The sequence below is a fragment of the Nocardia alni genome (genome assembly GCF_019038435.1).
GTDB classification, from domain to species: Bacteria; Actinomycetota; Actinomycetes; order Mycobacteriales; family Mycobacteriaceae; genus Nocardia; species Nocardia alni.
Map to the genome: position 1 here is coordinate 1 of NZ_JAGPOX010000131.1, position 21440 is coordinate 21440.

The following is a 21440-nucleotide window of genomic DNA, read 5'->3' on the forward strand; positions in this document are numbered from 1 at the left end:
GCCCCTCCCAGAGCCATCAATCCATCCGTGAACTCACCACACCCCGTGCACCCGGACGTCGGCGAACCACCCTAACAAAACATCCCATGATTACACTCAACTCCCGGTCCAGGCAAGATCGCTACCTCCGCACTGGCGGGTTTTGCAGTCCATGCAGAGTTGCAGCGCACGCCCACCGTTCCTGAGCCCGCACTGGACAGGTTCGGAGAGGCGCCCCACTGCGAGTCGGACCACACCAAGAATCCCCTATGCATCGTCCTCGCCGAGGGTATCCGGCCCCGGGCGACTCCGCGGAGGTGAAGTTGCTGTCACGCAAGCCGCAATATTCCAATCCGCGTCTTGTGGGTGGTGCCGCACAACTCCGCGACCCCACGATACGTTCCGACCTCTCGATAGGCGGAAATGATGTCCATTCGCTCCCTCGCACACTTCAATGGAACTCCCTGGGCAGTGACGGATGACAGTTGGCGCTATCACCGTCACCGCCCAGGCCACGAGTTCCGGGCATGACACGACGAACACCGCCCAGACGGTCCTGATCTGATCGAACAACCGAAAGGGCCTACACCCGCCCTGCGATGAACACTCCCCGGCCTATCGCTACATTCTGCGAGCCGATTCGTCGGAAACCGGACTTTTGGAACCGGAGAATGTAGCCAGAGGCCGGGTCGGGCGTATCGAGGGACCCGCGCCCACCGACAGTCCCTCGGATGAGGCCACAGGTGATCACGGTTCATCCGGACAGGGCGGCGATGGCGTCGATCCGGTTGGTGCCGCCGCCCGAGGCGACGCGGCAGCCGTCGAGGGGCCACATGGCTGAGCCCGGTGGAGCGGAGTCTGGGGCCGTGAACGATGGCGTGGCCGACTCGGACTGCGCTAAGGGGTGTGGATGTTTCGTCTGCCGTCGCGGGCGGTGTCGGGTCGGTATTGAAGAACCGGCCTCCGGCTGCATTCTTTGGGCGGAATCGTCGGAAACCAGAGTTTCGAGGCGGAAAAATGCAGCGTCAGGCCGGGATGCCGTTACTGCGCCACCCAGGTCAATGCTGCGGTGGCGCAGGGGCTCACGGCAGCCGAGGGCACACGAGCAGCCGTAACCGGGCCCCATCGAGGCGGCGGGCTGAGCTGCTCAGAGACCAGTTCTACGGTAGGTGGGCCGGGGGATGATCAATGCCGTGGGCGGCGGACCGGCTCGCAGCAGCCGACCGCGCAGGGGGCGCCATTCACAGTGCAGCCGTACCCGGGCTCCGAGCCCAGGCGACGGGGTGTGGCGCCCTCGAGATGTTCCGACACCAGTTCGGCGATCAGCCGAGCGAACCGCGGATCGGACCCGGGTGTCGCCGCGCGTGCGAAGGCCATGCCCAACTGCCCCGCACGCTCCCGGGCCTCGTTGTCCAGGTCCCAGACGACCTCGAGGTGGTCGGAGACGAAACCCACCGGACACACCACGACCGCGTCGACGCCCGCGGCCGACAGCGCGTCCAGATGGTCGACGATGTCGGGGTCGAGCCACGGCACCTGCGGCGGACCCGAGCGGGACTGCCACACCAGATCGTATTCGGCGAATCCCGTTGCGGCGGCACACAATCGGGCGGCGTCGGCCACCTGACGGCTGTAGAGCCTGCCGCCGTCGGCAGGCGGGCCGGCCGCCGCGTCCGCGGACACCGGGATGGAATGCGCCGTGAACACCAGCCGCACGCGATCGCGTCGATCGGCCGGAATCTCCTGCACCGCAGCGTGAATCGCGTCCGCGAACGACTCGATCATCAGCGGATGATCGAAATACTGTCGCAGCTTCACCATCTCGGGCGCACCCGGCACTGCCGCGCGCGCCCGGACGATATCCTCGTCGTATTGGCGGCAGCCCGAATATCCGCCCCACGCCGAGGTCGGAAAGACCAGCGCCGCACCGATTCCGTCGGCCCGCATCCGCTCGACCGTATCCTCGACCATCGGATCCCAATTGCGGTTGCCGAAGTACACCGGCAACGCGATTCCGCGCGTGGCGAATTCGGCCTCGACACCCTTGATGATGTCGCGGTTGAGCGCGTTGATCGGCGATACACCGCCGAAGTGCAGGTAGTGCTGCGCGACCTCGTCCAAGCGTTCGGGCGGCACCCCTCGGCCCCGAGTGACGTTCTGCAGGAATGGCATCACGTCCTCGGGGCGCTCGGGCCCGCCGAAGGACAGCAGCAGTACGGCGTCGAAATCCATGGCGACGGAGGTGAACTCAGTTCGCCACGAAGTTCGCGGGGAACCAGGTGTTGTGGCTCGCACCGCCGTCGACGTAGATGATCGACCCGGTGGTGCCGGGCAGCCAGTCCGACAGCAGGGTGACGATCGAGCGGGCGACGACGGTCGGGTCGTCCACATTCCAGCCGATCGGGGAGGCGCCGTCCCAGTAGGTGTTCAGCATGTTCAACTGCTTGGCGTCGTCGGTCGCGGTGCCCGCGATGGCCTTGGCCGCGAGGGTCTTGATGGGACCGGCGGCGATCAGGTTCGAGCGGACCCGCTTGGCCTCGCCGACCTCGCGCGCCACATAGCGGTTCACCGACTCCAGCGCGGCCTTGGCCACACCCATCCAGTTGTAGTACGGCATCGCGGTGCGCGGATCGAAGTCCATACCGACGATCGAACCGCCCTCGTTCATCGCGGGCAGTACCGCGCGCGCGAGCGAGGCGTAGCTCCACGCCGAGATCTCGAACGCCTTGGAAGCGTCGGAGCCGGGACCGTCCAGGAACGGCACGGCCTCGGGCCCCATCAGGGTGCGGGGGGCGAAGGCGATCGAGTGCAGCACGCCGTCCACACCCTCGGGCGCGAGCTCACGAACCTTGTCGGCCAGGCCGGTCAGGTCGTCCTCGCTGGTGATGTCCAGGCCGATGGCCGGCGGAACCTCCTGCGGCAACCGCTTGGCGATCCGGTCGATCAGCCGCAGCCGCTCCGGAATGCCCGTGATGATCACCTTCGCGCCCTGCTCCTGCGCGACCTTCGCCGCGTGGAACGCGATCGACGAGTCGGTGATGATGCCGGTGATCAGTACGGTTTTGCCTTCGAGCAATCCGCCCATGAGTTGTCGGTTCTCCTTGTGGATTCGAGGATTCTGCGTGATTCCGGCTTGCGCCGGTGATGCCGAAAGGCTCAGTGCCCCATGCCCATTCCACCGTCAACGGGAATGATCGCACCGGAAATGTAGGAGGCATCGTCGGAGGCGAGGAAGCTGATCGCCGCAGCGACATCCTCGGCCTGTCCCATCCGGCCGGCAGGGATGGCCTTGAGCGCGAACTCGCGCATCTCGTCGGTCATGTCTTCCCGGGTCATATCGGTGTCGATGAGGCCCGGCGCCACCACGTTCGCGGTGATGTTGCGCGAGCCGATCTCCCGGGTGATCGCACGGGCCATACCGACCAGGCCGGCCTTGGAAGCGGCGTAGTTGGTCGATCCGGGTGCCCCCGCCTGGCCGATCACCGAGCCGAGGAAGATGATCCGGCCCCAGCGCGCACGCAGCATCGCGCGGTTGGCACGCTTGGCGACCCGGAACGCGCCGGTCAAGTTGGAGTCCAGCACACGCGTGAACTGCTCTTCGCTCATGCGCATCAGCAGCGTGTTGTCGGTGATGCCCGCATTGGCGACGATGACCTCGACAGCGCCCTGATGCGCCTCGACCTCAGCGAACGCGCGATCGATCGATTCAGTATCGGTCACATCGCATTTCACACCGAACAGGCCCTCCGGCGCCCCCGACCCCCGATGCGTCACGGCGACCTTGTGTCCGTCAGCGGCCAGCCGCTGCGCCACCGCGAGCCCGATGCCGCGATTGCCGCCCGTCACGAGTACCGACCTGGAAGTTGTAGGCATGGTGCCCAACTTAACGGTTCGCGCCGACAATACCTACTCCGGGGTTCTGGTGTCGGTGCCCCTTCACAGAACAGCCCGTGCGCGCTGTGTGCAATGAACACAAGTCCATCGCTCACCGCCACACGGACTGCTCGTTCCCGCCGGACCGGATACACCGGACCGATCGGACAAGACCTACGGAATCCGCTGGCGCACAATCAGGCTCGTGGCCATGCCGCATGCGAACAGCAACCCGGCCAGGATCATCCACGGGCGGCTCGCGTCGCCCCATTTCAGCTCGTAACCGATCTGCTCATCGAGTTTGTCGTACGCCTTGGTCAGCTCGCCCAGGCTGGACGCGGTGAAGAAGGTACCGCCCGACAGATCGGCCACCTTGTGCAGCGCCACGTCGTCCACGGGCACCGGAACCTGCTGTGCGCCCTGACCGTCGCTGTCCGGGATGTCGACCGTGCCCCACGGCGTGCCGAAGGAGATCGTGGAGATCGGGATCCCCTTGCTCTTGGCCAGCCGGGCGGCGACGAATTCGTGCCGGGGGTTGTCGACGTCGGTCGCGTCCGGCACGGTCTGCTTACCGTCGGACATCATCACGATCTGCGCGGGCGGCGGCGAGGACGCGCCGCCCAGCACCGAGGCCAGCGTGTCGATGGCCTGCAGCGAGGCGAAGATGCCCTCGCCGGTAGCGGTGCGTTCGGCGAGCTTCATATTGTCGATGGCCGCCTTCACCGCCTCCCGGTTGGTCGTCGGCGACACCTGCACCGAGGCTGTCCCGGCGAAGGTCACCAGCCCGACGTTGATCCCCGGGGTGAGGCCGTCGACGAACTTCTTCGCCGCCTCCTTGGCGACCCCGATGCGACTGGGCGTCACGTCGGTGGCCTCCATCGACAGCGATACGTCGACCGCCAGCATGACCGTGGCCCGGTTGCGAGGCACCTTCTGCAGTGCGGTCGGCCCGGCCGCGGCGATGGTGAAGCACAGCAGGCCGATCAGCATCAATGCCACGGGAGCATGCCGCAGCGGATTACGCCGCTTCGGCGCGACCTTCTCCAGCACCTCCATATTGGAGAACCGGAGCATCCGCTTCTTGCGCAGCCGCTGCACGATCGCGTACAGCCCGGCGATCGCGGCGATGACGATCAGGAAGGCCAGCCAGATCGGAGCGGTGAAATGCGAGATACTCACGCCTCCACCTCGCTGGCGCTCGGCGCCGGCGTGGGCACAGCACGCTGGCTCATTTGTTCACTCCGCTTCGCTCCGTTCACTGCCTGGGCACCTGACCGCTCGGAGCGCCGAAAGTATGGCGCCGGGTGGACACGAAACGGACCACGTCGGCGATCCAATCGCGGTCGGTGCGCAACGTCATCACGGGCGCACCGCACCTGCGCAGCTCATGCTCGACCTCCGCACGGTGTGCCTGCGCCGCGCGCGCGAAATCGGTACGCAACGTGGGGGTCAACGAGAATTCCCGGGTGTGGCCGGTCTCCGGATCGTGCAGCACCACGTCGCCGACGTCCGGCAGGACCAGATCCAGGGGATCGAGCACCTCCACCGCGAGCAGATCGTGGCGGCCGGAGATCGCGCGCATCGAGCGCTGCCAGTCCAGATCGCCGAGGAAGTCCGACATCACCACGGCCAGACCGCGTTTGCGTTGCGGGCGGCGCAGCGATTCGATCGCGCCGCGCAGATCGCCGCGCACACCGTCGGCGGCGTGCGGGGTGGTGGCGATGCGCCGCAGCATCGACTGGGCGTGCACCCGCCCGCTGCGCGCGGGAATCCGCACCAGGCGTTCGCCGTTCGCGACGACAGCACCGATCCGGTTACCGCCGCCGCTGGTCAGATGGGTGACCGCGGCGCTGGCCGCGACGATGAGATCGCGCTTCTGGCACGCGGCGGTACCGAAATCGAGACTCGCCGACAGGTCGATCACCAGCCAGGTCTCCAGTTCCCGGTCGGCGATCATCTGCCGCACGTGCGGATGGGTGGTGCGGGCGGTGACCGACCAATCCATCTGGCGCACATCGTCACCCGGCTGATACAGCCGCGCGTCGCCCGGCTCGGAGCCAGGTCCGGGAATCAGGCCGAGATGATCGCCGTGCAACACGCCGTCCAAGCGGCGTCGCACTGTCAGCTCGAGCGTCTTCAGTGCCGCGGTCAGCCGGGGGTCGGTCAAGCTCCCCGCCGCGAACGAGGGTGGGGCGTGTGAGGGGATGTTCGCTGAAATCGTCACTGGCGCAACCGAATCCTAGTACTTCCCCTCCTAGCGTTGCGGTTGGCCGTTCGGCACCGGCGGCTGCGGGATACCCTGGGGCGGCACACCCTGCGGCACCGGCGGCATCGGCGCGGCGGGCGCACCGGCCGGGGCGGAGGGGGCGTTGGCCTGCGCGGCGACCTGCGGGAGGCCGACAGTCTGCAGGACGCGCCGGATCACGTCGTCGGGGCTGACCTCGTCGGCCAGCGCGTCGTACGACAGAACCAGGCGGTGCCGCAGCACATCCGGGATCACCTCCACGACGTCCTGCGGCACAACGTAATCGCGGCCGCGGATCAGCGCGATGGCGCGGGCAGCGGCGATGATGCCCAGGCTCGCACGCGGCGAGGCGCCGTAGGCCACCCAGCCGGCGACATCGTTCAGGCCGACCTCGCCCGGATTACGGGTCGCGGCGATCACCCGGACCACGTAGTCGACCAGCGCGTGGTGCACGAAGATGCCGGAGGCCACCTTCTGCAGCCGGATCAGCTCCTCGGGCTGCAGGATGTTGTTCGCCTCGGGCGGGGTGACACCCATCCGATAGACGATCTCGCGCTCTTCTTCGAGCGTGGGGTAGTCGACGATCACCTTGAACAGGAAGCGGTCCCGCTGCGCCTCGGGCAGCGGGTACACGCCCTCGCTCTCGATCGGGTTCTGCGTGGCCATGACCAGGAACGGATCGGGCATCGGATAGGTCTTGCCGCCGATGGAGACGTGCCGCTCGGCCATCACCTCGAGCAGCGCGGACTGCACCTTGGCGGGCGCGCGGTTGATCTCGTCGGCGAGCAGGAAATTCGCGACGACCGGGCCCAGTTCGGTATCGAACTCCTCGCGGCCCTGACGATAGATACGCACACCGATGAGGTCGGTGGGCACCAGGTCGGGGGTGAACTGCACGCGGGAGAACGTGCCGCCCACGACCTTCGCGAACGTCTCCACCGCGAGGGTCTTGGCGATACCCGGAACACCTTCGAGCAGCACGTGACCACGGGCGAGCACACCGACCAGCAACCGCTCCACCAGCCGGTCCTGCCCGACGATGACGCGCTTTACCTCGTAGATCGCCTTTTCCAGGATCTGGACATCGCGCTCGAGGGTGTTCGGCGCCGGCTCAGGCGTATCCTTCACCGAATCCAATGCGCCTGCACCTTCCGTCGAAGTCACTAAACTCCCCGCTTTCGCCTCTGGTCTCATGTGCGTGCTGGCCACAACTATTCCAGGTTCCCGGCGATGATGCCGCAACCGGTGTGGCCCGTTTCGCCCACCCTAGGCGATGCGACCGACAGCCTAGGTGATCAGCCGGATCGCGTTGGGCATGATGCCTCCCTCACGCACCGGCGTAATCCGCACCACCGCACCGGATTCCGGCGCCTCCAGCATCTTGCCGTCGCCGAGGTACAGCGCCACGTGCTCGCTGCCGTTAGGGCCCCAGAACAGCATGTCGCCGCGTGCGCGCTGGGCTACGGGCACCTTCGTGCCCATCTGATACTGGTAGCCGCTGTAGTGGGGTAGATCGATGCCCACGCCCGCGAAGGCGTACACCATCAGGCCCGAGCAATCGAAGCCGATCTTGTTATAGTCGCCGTACCTGTCGGCCACGCCGCCGTCGTGAATGCCCTTGGTCGGGCCGTCCTCGTTGCCGCCACCCCACGAGTAGGTGACTCCCAGCTGCGACATCGCGCGATCGATCACGGTCTCGATCAGCTGCGCGGGGGTGCCGACCGGGCGTGTCGGAACACTCAGCGAGCGGTGCGGCGGCGGCGAATCGTCGAGGTCGGTGTGCGAGCGCTGACCGTCGCCGAGTTCGGCGGCACGGTCGCGAGACTCGGCGTCGGCGGCCGCGCGCACCGCGGCGGCGGCAGCGGCAGCCGCGGCGGCCACCTCCTCTTCGCGACGCTGTTCATCCCAGGCCAGATACGCCGCGCGCTGCCCCTGCAGACCCACCACCTTCTGGCGCGCGCCGTCCAGGCGCTGCTGGGCCACGTTGCGCTGCTGGGTGAGCGCGGCCCGCTGAGCCTGCTGCGCGTTCACGGCCGCAGTGGCGATCGAGACGGCGTTCTCGGCCGCGGACTTCTTCGTCTCGGCGGCCGCGGCCGCGGCGTCGGCGGCCTGTTTGGCCCGGCGGGCTACCGAATCCGCGTTGGCGCGCCGCACCTGGGCGCGTTGCAGGTCCTGCATCGTGGAATCCTGCGCCTTGGAAACCGCGCTGAGCAGCTGCGCGCGGTTCAGCGACTCCTCGGCCCCGTCACCGGACAGATAGTTGACCATCGAGTTCGAGCCCGGAATCATATACACCTGCACGGCGAACTTGTCGAAGGCGGCGCGGGCCTTGACCACCGCGGCGCCGGATTCGGTGAGCGCGTGCTGGGCCGTGGACTCGGCGCCCGCGGCCGTATCGGCCTCGGCACGGGCGCTCTGGAGATCGACCAGCGCCTTGTTCACCGCCTCGCGTTTGATCGCGACGTCGGAGTCCAGCTGCCGAAGCTGTTGCTCGACCGAGGCGACGTCGTTGATCAGCGAACCGACCTCGGCGACGCCGTTGTTCACCTGGCCCGCCGCGGCGGCGATGTCGTTATCGCTCGGGTTGGCCGGAGGGGGCGGGACCGCACCCGCGCCGGGGGCCAGCATCATCAGCGCGACGCCACACGCCAGCAACCCCAGAGCGACTCTGGGCAACCCCCCTTGTCGTTTGCCCGGCATGCGCACCCACCTCCCTGGATCACACTGCGGTTCCCGGGGAAGGACGCGTCACGAGGAGCCGTCCCGAGGCGATTGCGAAAATCATTCGCCTCATAAACACCATCGATACCCCTGCTTATCAATGGTCGCTACGTACCCTTGCGACACTTCTTCCCCAAGAGTGTCATCCAGAACCGTACGACACATTCGTCCCTGAACAAATACGGTTCATGGAATCACAGCCAGGTAATTTATCGATTGCCCGTAGATAGCTAAAGATCAAATAGGGATTGCTGGGTAAAAACCAACCGGCTGTCCGGTACCGTGCGCGAATCCGGTACCTCGCACCCGGATCGGCAGATAGATCGCGCTCATAGTCACCGGCGTGCAGAAGGCAGCTTTCGCACGTGCCCCGATGACGCCCTGCGACAGTCAGCGATCACCGCACAGCCGTCGTGGCCCGGCGACCGATCACCCGACGATCGCGGCCACCAGTCCGAGGGATCGAGCCAGCTCCACGGCCTCGTTGCGGCTGTGCGCGCCGAGCTTCTCGTACACGTGCCGCATATGCGTCCGGATGGTATTGACCGACAGCGACAGCTCCACGGCTATCTCCGGCGCGGACAGGTTGGTCGGAAGGTAACGCAGTACCCGCAGTTCACCGCCGGTGAGCGGCATCCGGACCGGCGCGACCGGGAGGCCGCGACCGGGCCGATCCCCGGTACCCGCCACCCCTCCGGCTTCCGCAGACGTCTCTGCCTCCGCAGCCGCCTCGGTTCCGCCCCCATCCGACCCGAGAGCGCCGAGGATCTCCCTGATCAGCGGGCCGTGCTTGGTATCGCCCCTGACATGGCACGCGAGCAAGCCCGGCGCCGGGTGGACGAGAAACGGGAACAGCACATGGTCGGGCTCGGCGGCGTCGAGTGCCCGTTCGAGTGCGTATCCGGCCTCGTTCGCACGACCGAGCGCCTCACATGCCATCGCATCCAGTAGGAACGCCGCTACCGTGTACAACGGACGAACCGCCGACGCCGCATCGCCGGCCGGTGCGGCGAGCACGTCCCTGGCCCCCTGCGGATCGGCTCGGGCCATCCGCAATGCGGCCTCGACGATGCGCATCCCCGCGCTGCCACGCTCTTCGGCGTCTATCTCGGCCAGGACCTGCTCGGCCTGCTGAGTCCGGCCCATCCGGATCAGAGCGTGCAACATATGCGCCCGCAGGATCGGCCGCAGCACATGTGGCGTCACGAGCGTCCGCGCCAGCGGCTCCAGCGCATCGAGGGTGGCGAGTACGGCGGCATACTCGCCGCGCGCCAGCTCGAGACCGGCCCGGACATAGTGCAGGTTCACCCCGGCCACGGGATTGTCCTGCGGACGCAGCGTGCGCTGGGCGTGGTCGAGCCAGGGCTGCGCCTGCGCCAGCCGACCCTGGACGATGAGCGCGTCGGCGTGCACCGCCCATGCCACGGCGGCGACCGGCTTATCGCTCCACCCGTATTGTCGCGCCAGCTCGATCGCCTGCATACTGCGCTCCGCACCGGCCGTATACGACCTGGTCACCGCGAGCTGCGCGGCATAGGCGAGGCCGGCCAGTTCGAGATACGGCCGGCCGATCCGCCGCGCCAGGACGATCCCCTCTTCCAGATGCCGGTTCGCGCCTTCCGGGCGCACCGCCGACACCTCGGCGCTGCCCAGGCTGATCAGGGCCAGCGCGTGCAGGCCGGGACCGAGGCCCGCTCGCACCGTATCCGCGGTCTCGACCGCCACCAGCAGTCTGTCGGCCGCCTGCACCACCGCGGGGAGGTTCCCCTGCCGCCGCGCGAGCCGCAGTCGCAGGATGACGCACATGACCTCGAAGTGCCCACGCCGATCCACGGGCACGCTCGCGGATCCCCGCGCCGCGCGGGCGAGCAGCCGCTCGGCCTCAGACAGTAGTCCCTGGTCCAGGGCTGCGGCGGCCATCACGGCGGTGATCTCGGCATCGGCCGAGGCGACACTCGCGGGAAAGCCGGCGACGAGATCCTGGGTGGTACCGCTCTGCCCGTCGAGGTACAGCTCGACCCAGTGGTCCGACAGCAGCCGGACGGCCAGGTCCCAATCCCGCGCCGCCTGAGCGTGTCGCACCGCCTCGACCGGGAACCCTTGTGCCGCATACCAATCGGCGGCGTCCCGGTGCAGGGCGACCGGGTCCGCCGATCCGGTCCGCCGCAATTCGAGCTGGAGGAGTTCGGCGAACAGGCGGTGATATCGGAACCAGGTTCGCCGCGGGCCGATGGCGACCACGAAGGCGCCGGCCCGCTCGAGGTCCAGCAGGATGCGTTCCCCACCCGAGCCCCCGGTCAGCAGATCGGCGAGCGGGCCGTTGACCCGCTCGAGCACCGAAGTGCGCAGTAACAACTGCCTGACCGGCTCCGGCTGCTGCTCCAGCACCTCCGCCAGCAGATATTCGGCGACCGTACGCTCGCTCCCGGAGAATTCGGCCGCGAACCGGTCCGGATCGGGATGCCCCGCCAGCGACAACGCGGCCAGCCGCAGCCCGGCGGCCCAGCCCTCGGTGCGCTGTTGCAGCAGTACAAGGGTCCGTTCGGACACCGATGTGCCCGACGCCTCGAACAGCGCCCGGGACTCCTCGAGGGTGAAGCGCAGACTCGCCGCGCGGATCTCGGTCAGCTCGCCATCGAGCCGCAGCCGGTGCAGGCCCGGGCTCGAATCGTGCCGGGTGGCCAGGATCAACCGCAATGCCTCCGGGGCTTGCCGCAACAGCAACTCGAGCTGGGGCACCACATCGGTGCCTATCAGTTCGTGCAGATCGTCGATCATCAGCCAGGTACGGTCGCGCAGCGGGCCGAGGTCGGCCAGCAGGTGCTGGACCACCACCCAGCCGTCCGGATCGGGCGCTGTGGTCAGGGGCCGCACCAGCGCCGAGCCCGCGGCAGTAACTCGGAGCGCATCGACCACCGCCGGCCAGAACTGCTGCGGATCATGTCCATGGCCCTGCGCCGACACGTAGGCCGTACGCTCGGCGTGGCCCGGCTCACTGCCCCAGGAGCGCAGCAGGGTGGTCTTGCCGCTGCCCGCCGGCGCCGATACCTCGACGACCCGGCCCGCGCGGCCCAGTTGCTCGAATAACGCAGTGCGCGAGACGATTCCGTGACTCATCGCGGCTACGATCGGATCGCCGTCCGCTTGTCCGAATCTCGAACTCACAGCGCCAACTCTAGCGTCATCCGGAACCCCTCTCACCTGGGCGTGATGCGAATATCACCCGAACCATGTGATGCCCACTCACCAAGTCCGCCACGAGACTTGGGCGTACCGCCAGCCCCCTTTCGACGCCGCGTCCGCACGAGCCTGAACGGAAACCGCCATGAGCATGGCCTACCTCGCACAACCCGAACAGCAGCAACAACTCGAATGGCTCGACGGCGGCACGCTGGCGATCCTGCTCGACGGCAAGGCCACCAACGACCAACTCATGATGGGTCGCTTCAGCGTCAGCCGGGGCGAGGCTCCGCCGTATCACAAGCATCTGCACGAGGACGAGGTCTTCCTGCTGATCAAAGGCACCGCCCTCGTCTGGTGCGACGACCAGGAGTACGAACTCGCCGAGGGCGGCGTGGTGTTCCTGCCCAAGCAGATCCCGCACGGATACCGCATCACCTCCCCCACGGCCGACCTCCTGATGATCAACACACCCGCCGGAATCGAGGGGATGTTCCGGGAGACCGGCCGAGACAAATCGACCCCGCGCCCACCCGGCTTCGAGGTGACACCGAACCCCGACATCGCCGATAAATACGGCAACATCGTCCTGGGGCCGCCGCGTTGACCAGGCGCCTCGCCGGAGCACCACCTACCGCGGGCGCCTGATCCCGCGTCCGCGAGACCGAGCAGGTCATCCCTGTCTCGCACTGACGGCCACCGACACCCCGATCCAGTCCTCCGACAAGCCCGAAAGCACCTCATGACCCAGCAGCAACGCAAAGAACTCGACGAACTCCTTCGGCACGGTCCACTCGACCTCGGGGGTGATGTCGCGGCCCAGCGCGCGATCTTCCACGAGATGATCTCCTCCATACCCCTGCCCGACGACATCTCCAGCAAGCGGGACGAACTCGGCGGTGTGCCCGTCGTGACCGTCGAGATCCCCGGGACCGAGGAGGAGGGGGCCGTCGTGCTCTACCTCCACGGCGGCGCATACGCCATCGGTTCGGCGGCCGACTCCGTGGGTCTGGCCGCCGACGTCTGCCGTCGCGTCGGAGCCCGGGCCGTATCGGTCGACTATCGCCTCGCCCCCGAGCACCCGTTCCCCGCAGCCCTGGACGACGCGGTGGCCGTCTACCGCGCGCTGCTCGACGACGGTGTGCCGCATACGAAGATCGCGATCGTGGGCGAGTCCGCGGGCGGCGGGCTCGCCGTCGCCACCCTTGTGGCCCTCGCGAATGCCGGACTGCCACAACCGAGTTCGGCCGTGGTCTTCTCCCCGTGGGCCGATCTCACCGTATCGGGCGCGAGCGCGACCGGTAAGGCCGACGTCGATCCCGTGCTCACCGCCGAGGCGCTGCGCATCCGAGCTCGCGACTACCTGGGCGACGCCCCCGCCACCCCGCTGTCCAGTCCCGTTCTCGCCGACCTCGCCGGCGTGGCGCCGCTGCTCATCCAGGTCGGCTCGCACGAGATCCTGCTCGACGACGCCGTGCGCCTCGCCTCCCGCGCCGCCGACTGCGACGTTCCGGTGGAACTCCAGGTCTGGCCGCAGGTACCGCACGTTTTCCAGGCCTTCGCCGCCATGCTCGACGACGCCGACCGCGCCCTGCTCGCCGCCGCGGTATTCATCAAGCGCAACTGCTGGCTCGCGGACACTCGATAGCTCCGGACAGCACATCGCCCCGCCGGTATCCGGCGGGGCGATGGCGTGTGTCAGACCCGCTCGCGGGCGGCCCGGCGCGCCTTGATGAGATACAGCCCGCCCGCGGCGGCCACGACCACCACCAGCAGCACGCTGGTCACCGCTGTCCACGATACGGTCTCGGGGGTCTCGAGGTGGCTGACGACGATCTGCGCCGCCTTCACCGAGTCACCGGAGGTGTATTTCGCGTTGTCCTCGGACCATTCCAGGCGCGCGCGGGTGAAGTGATCACTGTAGGTGCCCACCCAGCTGTCGCTGAGCACCACCACGGTGCCGTGCTCGTTCTTGCCGACCTCGGTGGCCGCATCGCGCAGATCCGCCTCACGACCGGGATTGCCCTGCATCACCACGATGCTCAGCGGGATGCCGTGCGCACGGGCGTCGGCGACGACGGCCTCCAGCGGAGCGGGATCCTTGCCGGTGGGCACGGACACGTGGTCGATCGAGAGGTCCACCAGGATCGTGTCCACGTCGAGCGACGGCGGGATCTCCGCGGCCCTGGGGGTGAATACGGTCATCGTCCATCCGGTCTCGTCGGGCCGCCCGCCTGGGCGACCGGTCAACACAGGTCACTATCATCGGCCCGCGCGCCGGGCTGTGCCGAAGGGCTTCGGATGCACGGTACGCGACCGGGGCATGATGGTACCTGGCACGCCGCGCGGAACGACCCCCGCGCGTTTCATAGGACAAGCGTACTGTTAGCCTTGGCAGCGTGAGGGGCCGCAGCGAATGCACCCCTCGACCGGAGCCACCCACGCAGCCCTGTGGGTGGTAACCCTCACCGACGAGTGGAGCTGAACGTATGACGACCACCGATACATTCGGCGCGAAGGGCACCCTGCAGGTCGGAGATCGGTCGTATGAGATCTTCCGCCTCTCCGCAGTGCCCGGCACCGAAAAACTCCCCTACGCTCTGAAGGTCCTCGCGGAGAATCTGCTCCGCACCGAGGACGGCGCGAACATCACCGCCGATCACATTCGGGCCATTGCCAATTGGGATCCGTCGGCCCAGCCCGATACCGAGATCCAGTTCACCCCAGCGCGTGTCATCATGCAGGACTTCACCGGTGTGCCCTGCATCGTGGACCTGGCCACCATGCGCGAGGCCGTGTCCACCCTGGGCGGCGACCCGAACAAGGTCAACCCCCTCTCGCCGGCCGAACTGGTCATCGACCACTCGGTCATCCTCGACGTGTTCGGCACCGCCGACGCCTTCGAGCGCAACGTGGAACTCGAGTACGAGCGCAACGGCGAGCGCTACCAGTTCCTGCGCTGGGGCCAGGGCGCGTTCGACGACTTCAAGGTCGTCCCCCCGGGCACCGGCATCGTGCACCAGGTCAACATCGAGTACCTGGCCCGCGTGATCATGGTCCGCAATGGACTGGCCTACCCGGACACCTGCGTCGGCACCGACTCGCACACCACCATGGTCAACGGCCTGGGCGTATTGGGTTGGGGCGTAGGCGGTATCGAGGCCGAGGCCGCCATGCTGGGCCAGCCGGTCTCCATGCTGATCCCGCGCGTCGTCGGCTTCAAGCTGACCGGTGAGATCCAGCCCGGCGTGACCGCCACCGACGTGGTGCTGACCGTCACCGACATGCTGCGCAAGCACGGCGTGGTCGGCAAGTTCGTCGAGTTCTACGGCGCCGGCGTGGCCGAGGTGCCGCTGGCCAACCGCGCGACCCTGGGCAACATGAGCCCCGAATTCGGTTCCACCGCGGCGATTTTCCCGATCGACGGCGAGACGATCAACTACCTGCGCCTGACCGGTCGCACCGACGAGGAGCTCGCGCTGGTCGAGGCGTACGCCAAGGAACAGGGCATGTGGCACGACGCCGCGCACGAGCCCGCCTACTCCGAGTACCTGGAGCTGGACCTGGGTACCGTGGTGCCGTCCATCGCCGGCCCGAAGCGCCCGCAGGACCGAATCCTGTTGTCGGAGTCCAAGATCGCCTTCCGCAAGGACATCCACAACTACACCAACGATCCGGAGGCCGCGCCGCACTCCAAGCTGGACGAGGCTCTCGACGAGTCCTTCCCTGCCAGCGATCCGGCCGAGCTGAGCTTCGCCGAGGACGACGCGATCGTGCCGACCGCCGCCAACGGGGCGAACGGACGACCCTCCAAGCCGATCAAGGTCTCCGACGAGGCGCGCGGTGATTTCGTCATCGACCACGGCGCCGTCGTCGTCGCGGGCATCACCTCCTGCACCAACACCTCGAACCCGACGGTCATGATCGGCGCGGCCCTGCTGGCCCGCAACGCGGTCGAGAAGGGTCTGTCGAGCAAGCCGTGGGTGAAGACCAACATGGCCCCCGGCTCGCAGGTCGTCTCCGACTACTACGACAAGGCCGGGCTGTGGCCCTACCTGGAGAAGCTGGGCTTCTACCTGGGCGGATACGGCTGCACCACCTGCATCGGCAACACCGGCCCGCTGCCGGAGGCGATCTCCAAGGCCGTCAACGACAACGATCTGTCGGTGGCCGCGGTCCTGTCCGGTAACCGCAACTTCGAGGGGCGCATCTCCCCCGACGTGAAGATGAACTACCTGGCGTCCCCGCCGCTGGTCATCGCCTACGCGCTGGCGGGCACGATGGACTTCGACTTCGAGCACGAGGCCCTGGGTAAAGACACCCAAGGCAACGAGGTGTTCCTGAAGGACATCTGGCCCTCGTCGCAGGAGATCGACGACACCATCAAGTCCGCGATCAACCGCGACATGTTCCGCGACTCCTACGCCGATGTCTTCAAGGGCGACGAGCGCTGGCGCAACCTGCCCACCCCGGCCGGCGACACCTTCGCCTGGGACGACAAGTCGACCTACGTGCGCAAGCCCCCCTACTTCGAGGGCATGGAGCTCGAGCCCGCGCCCGTCGAGGACATCAAGGGCGCCCGCGTGCTGGCGCTGCTGGGCGATTCGGTCACCACCGACCACATCTCCCCGGCCGGTTCGATCAAGGCGGGCACCCCAGCCGCGCAGTACCTCGACGAGAACGGCGTGGCGCGTAAGGATTACAACTCCCTGGGCTCGCGGCGCGGTAACCACGAGGTGATGATCCGCGGCACCTTCGCCAACATCCGGCTGCGCAACCAGCTGCTGGACGACGTCTCGGGCGGTTACACCCGCGACTTCACCCAGCCCGGCGGCCCGCAGGCGTTCATCTACGACGCCTCGCAGAACTACCAGGCCGCGAACATCCCGCTGGTCGTGCTGGGCGGCAAGGAGTACGGTTCGGGCTCCTCGCGCGACTGGGCCGCCAAGGGCACCAGCCTGCTGGGCGTGCGCGCGGTGATCGTGGAGTCCTTCGAACGCATCCACCGCTCCAACCTGATCGGTATGGGCGTCATCCCGCTGCAGTTCCCGGCCGGTGAGTCGGCCGCGTCGCTGAAGCTGGACGGCACCGAAACCTTCGACATCGAGGGCATCACCCAGCTGAACGAGGGTGCGACTCCGAAGACCTTGAAGGTGACAGCCACCAAGGAGGACGGGAGCAAGACCACCTTCGACGCCGTCGTCCGCATCGACACACCCGGTGAGGCCGACTACTACCGCAACGGCGGCATCCTGCAGTTCGTGCTGCGCAACATGATTCGAAACTGAGTCGCGCGGCAGAATCGGTAGGTTGTCGCGATCCGGACCCCGAATTCCGTTCGGGGCCCGGATCCTTCGCTCGTCGCTCGTGCAGCACCCCCGGTTCCGGAGGAGCCCATGCCCAAAGTCAGTGATGACCATCTCGCCGCCCGGCGCAGCCAGATCCTCGACGGGGCGCGCAGCTGTTTCGCCGAATTCGGCTACGAGGGTGCGACCGTGCGCCGCCTCGAGGAGGCCATCGGGCTGTCCCGCGGCGCGATCTTCCATCACTTCCGCGACAAGGACGCGCTGTTCCTGGCGCTGGCCCAGGAGGACGCCGACCGGATGGCCGACGTCGCGGCCAATCAGGGCCTGGTGCAGGTGATGCGCGAGATGCTGGCCAACCCGGAGCAGTACAACTGGCTGGGCACCCGCCTGGAGATCGCCCGGCGGTTGCGCACCGACCCGGAATTCGCCGCGGGCTGGACGCAGCGCTCCGCCGAGCTGACCGCCGCCACCCTGGCCCGACTGGAACGCCGCAAGGCCGCGGGCGCGCTGCGCGACGACGTCCCCACCGACGTCCTGCTGGGCTATCTGGATCTGGTGCTGGACGGGCTCATCGCCCGCATCGCCTCGGGACACGCCAACGACAACCTCGGCGCGGTCCTGGATTTGGTGGAGGCATCGGTCCGGCGCAAGAGCTGAGGTATTTCAGCCAACGTGGCGCAGCCCACCCTGTGACCGGAAATAACAGACAATTACGGTAGGTTCGCCAAATTATGACCTTCAGTGTGCCCGTTACCGTCCGCGGTTACGAACTCGATGTCAACGGACATATGAATCAGGCCGTGTATCACCAATACGCCGAGCACGCGCGCTGGGAAGCGCTGCGGGCCGCCGGGCTCGTCCCGGACAAGATGCGTGTCGACGGGCTCGGGCCGGTCGTCCTGGAATCGACCGTGAAACATCTGCGCGAGTTGCATCTGGGTGACGAGGTCACCGTTACCTGCCGATTCGAATGGGGCGAGGGTAAGGCGTTCCGGATCCGCCAGCAGATTCGCAAACTCGACGGTACGGTTTCCGCGGAGTTCACCGTCGTGCTGGGGTTGATGGACCTGACCCTGCGCCGGCTGGTGCCGAATCCGATCGAGCGCTTCCGGGCGCTGGCCGAATCTCCGGACGTTCTGGATCTCTGAGCCGATCTCCGGTTTCTGTTGATCGGTCAACCGAAATACTTTCAGCGATAGCGCATTACGAAACGGTGCTACGGGAATGCCGGCGCACCGGAATTCTTTCGTTGCGAACCGGCCGATGGCTATTTGGGGATATGATCCAGACCACGCTCGGCTTCCGTGGCAAACCGCGAGCAGATCGGAGACCAGCCCATGACCGAAGCCTTCATTTCCCCTGTGCCTACTCATCCTGAAACCGTGCCGCTTGTGTCCGGTTATCTCGTCGATGAGTCGGCGCGGGCCGTGAGCGTCCGCGTCGACGAGGGAACGTGGACGTTCGACCGCGCCGACGTACTCGGCATCGACTCGCTCGGTGCCGACGGGCCCGGTATAGACCTCCCGGGCGCGACCCGTGAGAGATCCGGCGGGGATGCGCTCACCCGCGAATTCACCCGCCCGGTCCGCGTGCGCATCCGCCGCGGCGCCACCGCCGACTTCACCCGACGGCTACGCATCGACCTCGCCGACCGTCCGATGACGTTGGCGCAGCAGCATTCTCCGGCCCGCGGCGACGAGCTGCTGGCCCGCCAGACCGAACGCTGGGCGCACGACCTGCACCTACCCACCGGTCCCGGCAGCGGCGCAACCATGACCCGCTGCCAGACCCGCTCGTTCCTGCGTGGCGATACGATCGCACGCGGCGACGGCATGGCCGGCACGGCCTTCGGCGACGACGCCATGGCCTGCGACAACCTCGACTGACGGGATACACCCGATGGCCCGCGCGGCAGGGTCGGTGCTTATTGTCACCGAGGCCGACGACCTCCATGCCGACGCGATGGTTGCGACACTGCGAAAACATCACGGCATCAGCCCAATTCGGCTGGACATGCGCGACTTCCCGCGCGAGAGTGGCAGTTTCCGGCTCGACAGAGCCGGAACCGCCCGCTCGCTGTCGCATGTGTACGGCTTGGACGACGTCGCCGCCGTCTGGTGGCGACGCCCGAACCGGACGGTGGTGCCCGCCGGGGTGAACCTGGCCGACGACGAATTCCGCCAGGCCGAATGCGACGGGTTCCTCCAGGGCCTGCTCTGGTCGATTCCCGCGGTGTGGGTCAACGATCCCGGGGCCGACCGCACCGCCACGCGCAAGATCGTGCAGCTCGAGACGGCGCGCCGGTCCGGTTTCGCCATCCCCGAGACGTTGATCACCAACGATCCCGACGAGGCGCGCAGCTTCGTCGATTCGCGACCCGGTGCGGTGGTCTACAAGCGCACCGGGACCGGCCGCGGCGAGTTCTCCGAGACCAGGCTGATCACCCCCGCCGATCTGCACCGGCTGGAGACCATCCGCTCCGCGCCGACCACCTTCCAGGACTATGTCGACGCCGAGTGCGACCTGCGGGTGGTGTGGATCGACGGGGTCGAGTGGACCGTGCGCATCGACTCGCAATCCGGTGTGGGGCGGGTGGATTCGCGCCTGGACACCTCGGTGGACTTCACCCCCGAACGCCTGCCCGCCGCTGTCAGCAAGTCCATCACCACCGTGATGGGCGCGCTCGGGCTGGTATTCGGCGTGCTCGATCTCCGGGTCGGCGTGGACGGCGAGTACTACTTCCTGGAGGTCAACCCCCAAGGACAGTTCGCCTATCTCGAGATCAAGACCGGGCTGCCGATCCTGCGGAGCCTGGGGAACTATCTGGTCCTTGGCGACGCCACGGTACCCGAGGAGTAGATCCGTTGCGTACCAGTCGATTCCGACTACCCAGACACCATCGAGCCACAGCTGAGACCCGCTGTGGTCCTGCGGAATCAGATAGGTTCACAGCTTTCCGCTACGTAAAGGTATGCGATCGGCCAGTATCCGAGACACAGCACTCCAACCGACAGCATGCCAAGACGACAACCCGCTCGAGCAACTCGGGATGTCAGCGGATCAGCGCTGGGACTGCGCCGCCTTGCGACGGTTGGCGCCACCGCGGCTGCGGAGTTGCACATGCGACTCCACCAGCACGTTGTGGATGAACCCGTACGAACGGCCGGTCTCACGCGCAAGCGAACGAATACTCGCCCCCGCCTCGTATTGTTTCTTGAGCTGATTCTGCAAGCGGTCCCGGGACTTTCCGGTCACGCGCGTGCCCTTGCTCAATGTGGACTTCGCCTGTGTGGGCCTGTCACTCATGGCTTCCTCCGGTCGCCTGGCAGCCTCATTCAAGGCTAGACAACCAGGATGCAGTGATCAACGCCTCCGTGTGATCAACCTCACGAGAATTGGCCGGAATCAGCTCATCCGATGATATTCGGCGTTACATCTCGTCCTGAACATCAGGTAAGCACCGACACCAAGGAGGACCCCATGCGCAAGGTCACCGCAGGCCTGTTCATCTCGCTCGACGGCGTCGTCGAGAACCCGCAGGACTGGCACTTCCCCTACTTCAACGACGAGATGGGCGCCGCGGTCGGCGAGCAGATGGGCACGGCCGATACCATGATTTTCGGCCACACCACCTACCAGGGCTTCGCGGGCGCCTGGCCCGAGCGCGAGACCGCCGGCGGACCCGACGCCGAGATGGCCCGGCACTTCGGCGACATCCGCAAGATCGTGGTCTCACACAGCCCCCAGGATTTCACCTGGCGCAACACCGAACAGCTCCAAGGCGACCTGATCGACGCGGTAACCGCCCTGAAGCAGACCGAGGGTGGCGATATCGGCCTGAGCGGCTCGGTCTCGGTCGTCCGCCAACTCCTCGCCGCCGACCTCGTCGACGAACTGCACCTGCTGATCCACCCCATCGCCATGCGCAAGGGCATGCGCCTGTTCGAGGAGTCCGACACACCGCTGCCCTTGACGCTGCTGCGCTCGGCGACGTTCAAAACCGGTGTGGTGCACGCGGTATACGGGCCCGGCGAGCTGCGCGAGGGCGGGTACGAGCAGGCTCGCGAGAGGCTCGCCTGAACGCTGACGCCACGAAGTCGATGCGGCCCGTGCGATGCTCCGCGCATCAGCGCGAC

General features: G+C 67.2%; 19 protein-coding genes. 8 read left to right on the plus strand and 11 right to left on the minus strand.

Annotated features, from left to right (window positions below; genetic code table 11):
* Window positions 1-1164: 1164 nt before the first annotated feature.
* From JZ791_RS34710 to JZ791_RS46675, 8 genes are all read right to left on the minus strand, one after another.
* Entirely contained in the window at window positions 1165-2211 is a 1047-nt protein-coding gene (locus tag JZ791_RS34710) for a ferrochelatase (protein ID WP_216900585.1), read from the minus strand.
* Window positions 2212-2227: 16 nt separating this feature from the next.
* Window positions 2228-3064 (minus strand): NADH-dependent enoyl-ACP reductase InhA, encoded by an 837-nt coding sequence (gene inhA, locus JZ791_RS34715; RefSeq protein ID WP_216900587.1) that lies wholly within the window; start codon window positions 3062-3064, stop codon window positions 2228-2230.
* Between the two features lie 71 nt (window positions 3065-3135).
* Entirely contained in the window at window positions 3136-3852 is a 717-nt protein-coding gene (fabG1, locus tag JZ791_RS34720; RefSeq protein WP_216900632.1) for a 3-oxoacyl-ACP reductase FabG1, read from the minus strand.
* 174 nt (window positions 3853-4026) lie between these two features.
* The gene (locus JZ791_RS34725) at window positions 4027-5031 is read right to left on the minus strand and encodes a VWA domain-containing protein (protein WP_216900589.1); all 1005 of its coding nucleotides are present in this window, start codon (window positions 5029-5031) and stop codon (window positions 4027-4029) included.
* Window positions 5032-5107: 76 nt separating this feature from the next.
* Complete coding sequence (locus JZ791_RS34730; protein WP_216900591.1) at window positions 5108-6076, minus strand: DUF58 domain-containing protein; 969 nt, start codon at window positions 6074-6076, stop codon at window positions 5108-5110.
* 30 nt (window positions 6077-6106) lie between these two features.
* Window positions 6107-7291, minus strand: coding sequence for an AAA family ATPase (locus tag JZ791_RS34735; protein ID WP_216900634.1), 1185 nt, complete (start codon window positions 7289-7291; stop codon window positions 6107-6109).
* A gap of 93 nt (window positions 7292-7384) precedes the next feature.
* Complete coding sequence (locus tag JZ791_RS34740; protein WP_216900593.1) at window positions 7385-8797, minus strand: NlpC/P60 family protein; 1413 nt, start codon at window positions 8795-8797, stop codon at window positions 7385-7387.
* A 450-nt stretch (window positions 8798-9247) separates the two neighbouring features.
* Window positions 9248-11983: a helix-turn-helix transcriptional regulator gene (locus JZ791_RS46675; RefSeq protein WP_216900595.1), complete on the minus strand. Its 2736-nt coding sequence runs from the start codon at window positions 11981-11983 to the stop codon at window positions 9248-9250.
* A gap of 160 nt (window positions 11984-12143) precedes the next feature.
* Here JZ791_RS46675 and JZ791_RS34750 point away from each other — a divergent pair, with 160 nt between their 5' ends.
* Complete coding sequence (locus JZ791_RS34750; protein WP_216900597.1) at window positions 12144-12605, plus strand: cupin domain-containing protein; 462 nt, start codon at window positions 12144-12146, stop codon at window positions 12603-12605.
* 66 nt (window positions 12606-12671) lie between these two features.
* Here JZ791_RS34750 and JZ791_RS34755 read toward each other — a convergent pair whose 3' ends face one another.
* The gene (locus tag JZ791_RS34755) at window positions 12672-12836 is read right to left on the minus strand and encodes a hypothetical protein (RefSeq protein ID WP_216900599.1); all 165 of its coding nucleotides are present in this window, start codon (window positions 12834-12836) and stop codon (window positions 12672-12674) included.
* A gap of 3 nt (window positions 12837-12839) precedes the next feature.
* Between JZ791_RS34755 and JZ791_RS34760 the strand changes: the two genes are divergently transcribed.
* Window positions 12840-13646 (plus strand): alpha/beta hydrolase, encoded by an 807-nt coding sequence (locus JZ791_RS34760; protein WP_216900601.1) that lies wholly within the window; start codon window positions 12840-12842, stop codon window positions 13644-13646.
* Window positions 13647-13696: 50 nt separating this feature from the next.
* Here JZ791_RS34760 and JZ791_RS34765 read toward each other — a convergent pair whose 3' ends face one another.
* Entirely contained in the window at window positions 13697-14248 is a 552-nt protein-coding gene (locus tag JZ791_RS34765) for an Rv1476 family membrane protein (RefSeq protein ID WP_254206842.1), read from the minus strand.
* Between the two features lie 239 nt (window positions 14249-14487).
* Between JZ791_RS34765 and acnA the strand changes: the two genes are divergently transcribed.
* From acnA to JZ791_RS34790, 5 genes are all read left to right on the plus strand, one after another.
* The gene (gene acnA, locus JZ791_RS34770; RefSeq protein ID WP_216900603.1) at window positions 14488-17286 is read left to right on the plus strand and encodes an aconitate hydratase AcnA; all 2799 of its coding nucleotides are present in this window, start codon (window positions 14488-14490) and stop codon (window positions 17284-17286) included.
* A 108-nt stretch (window positions 17287-17394) separates the two neighbouring features.
* Window positions 17395-17961, plus strand: coding sequence for a TetR/AcrR family transcriptional regulator (locus JZ791_RS34775; protein ID WP_216900605.1), 567 nt, complete (start codon window positions 17395-17397; stop codon window positions 17959-17961).
* 74 nt (window positions 17962-18035) lie between these two features.
* Entirely contained in the window at window positions 18036-18452 is a 417-nt protein-coding gene (locus JZ791_RS34780) for an acyl-CoA thioesterase (RefSeq protein ID WP_216900607.1), read from the plus strand.
* A gap of 234 nt (window positions 18453-18686) precedes the next feature.
* Window positions 18687-19190 (plus strand): hypothetical protein, encoded by a 504-nt coding sequence (locus JZ791_RS34785; protein WP_216900609.1) that lies wholly within the window; start codon window positions 18687-18689, stop codon window positions 19188-19190.
* Window positions 19191-19203: 13 nt separating this feature from the next.
* Window positions 19204-20163, plus strand: a complete 960-nt coding sequence (locus tag JZ791_RS34790) for an MvdC/MvdD family ATP grasp protein (RefSeq protein WP_216900611.1) — start codon at window positions 19204-19206, stop codon at window positions 20161-20163.
* A gap of 201 nt (window positions 20164-20364) precedes the next feature.
* On the opposite strand, the gene JZ791_RS34795 is transcribed toward JZ791_RS34790, so the two are convergent.
* Window positions 20365-20610, minus strand: a complete 246-nt coding sequence (locus JZ791_RS34795) for a helix-turn-helix domain-containing protein (protein ID WP_216900620.1) — start codon at window positions 20608-20610, stop codon at window positions 20365-20367.
* 174 nt (window positions 20611-20784) lie between these two features.
* Between JZ791_RS34795 and JZ791_RS34800 the strand changes: the two genes are divergently transcribed.
* Window positions 20785-21384: a dihydrofolate reductase family protein gene (locus JZ791_RS34800; protein WP_216900622.1), complete on the plus strand. Its 600-nt coding sequence runs from the start codon at window positions 20785-20787 to the stop codon at window positions 21382-21384.
* Window positions 21385-21440 lie beyond the last annotated feature (56 nt).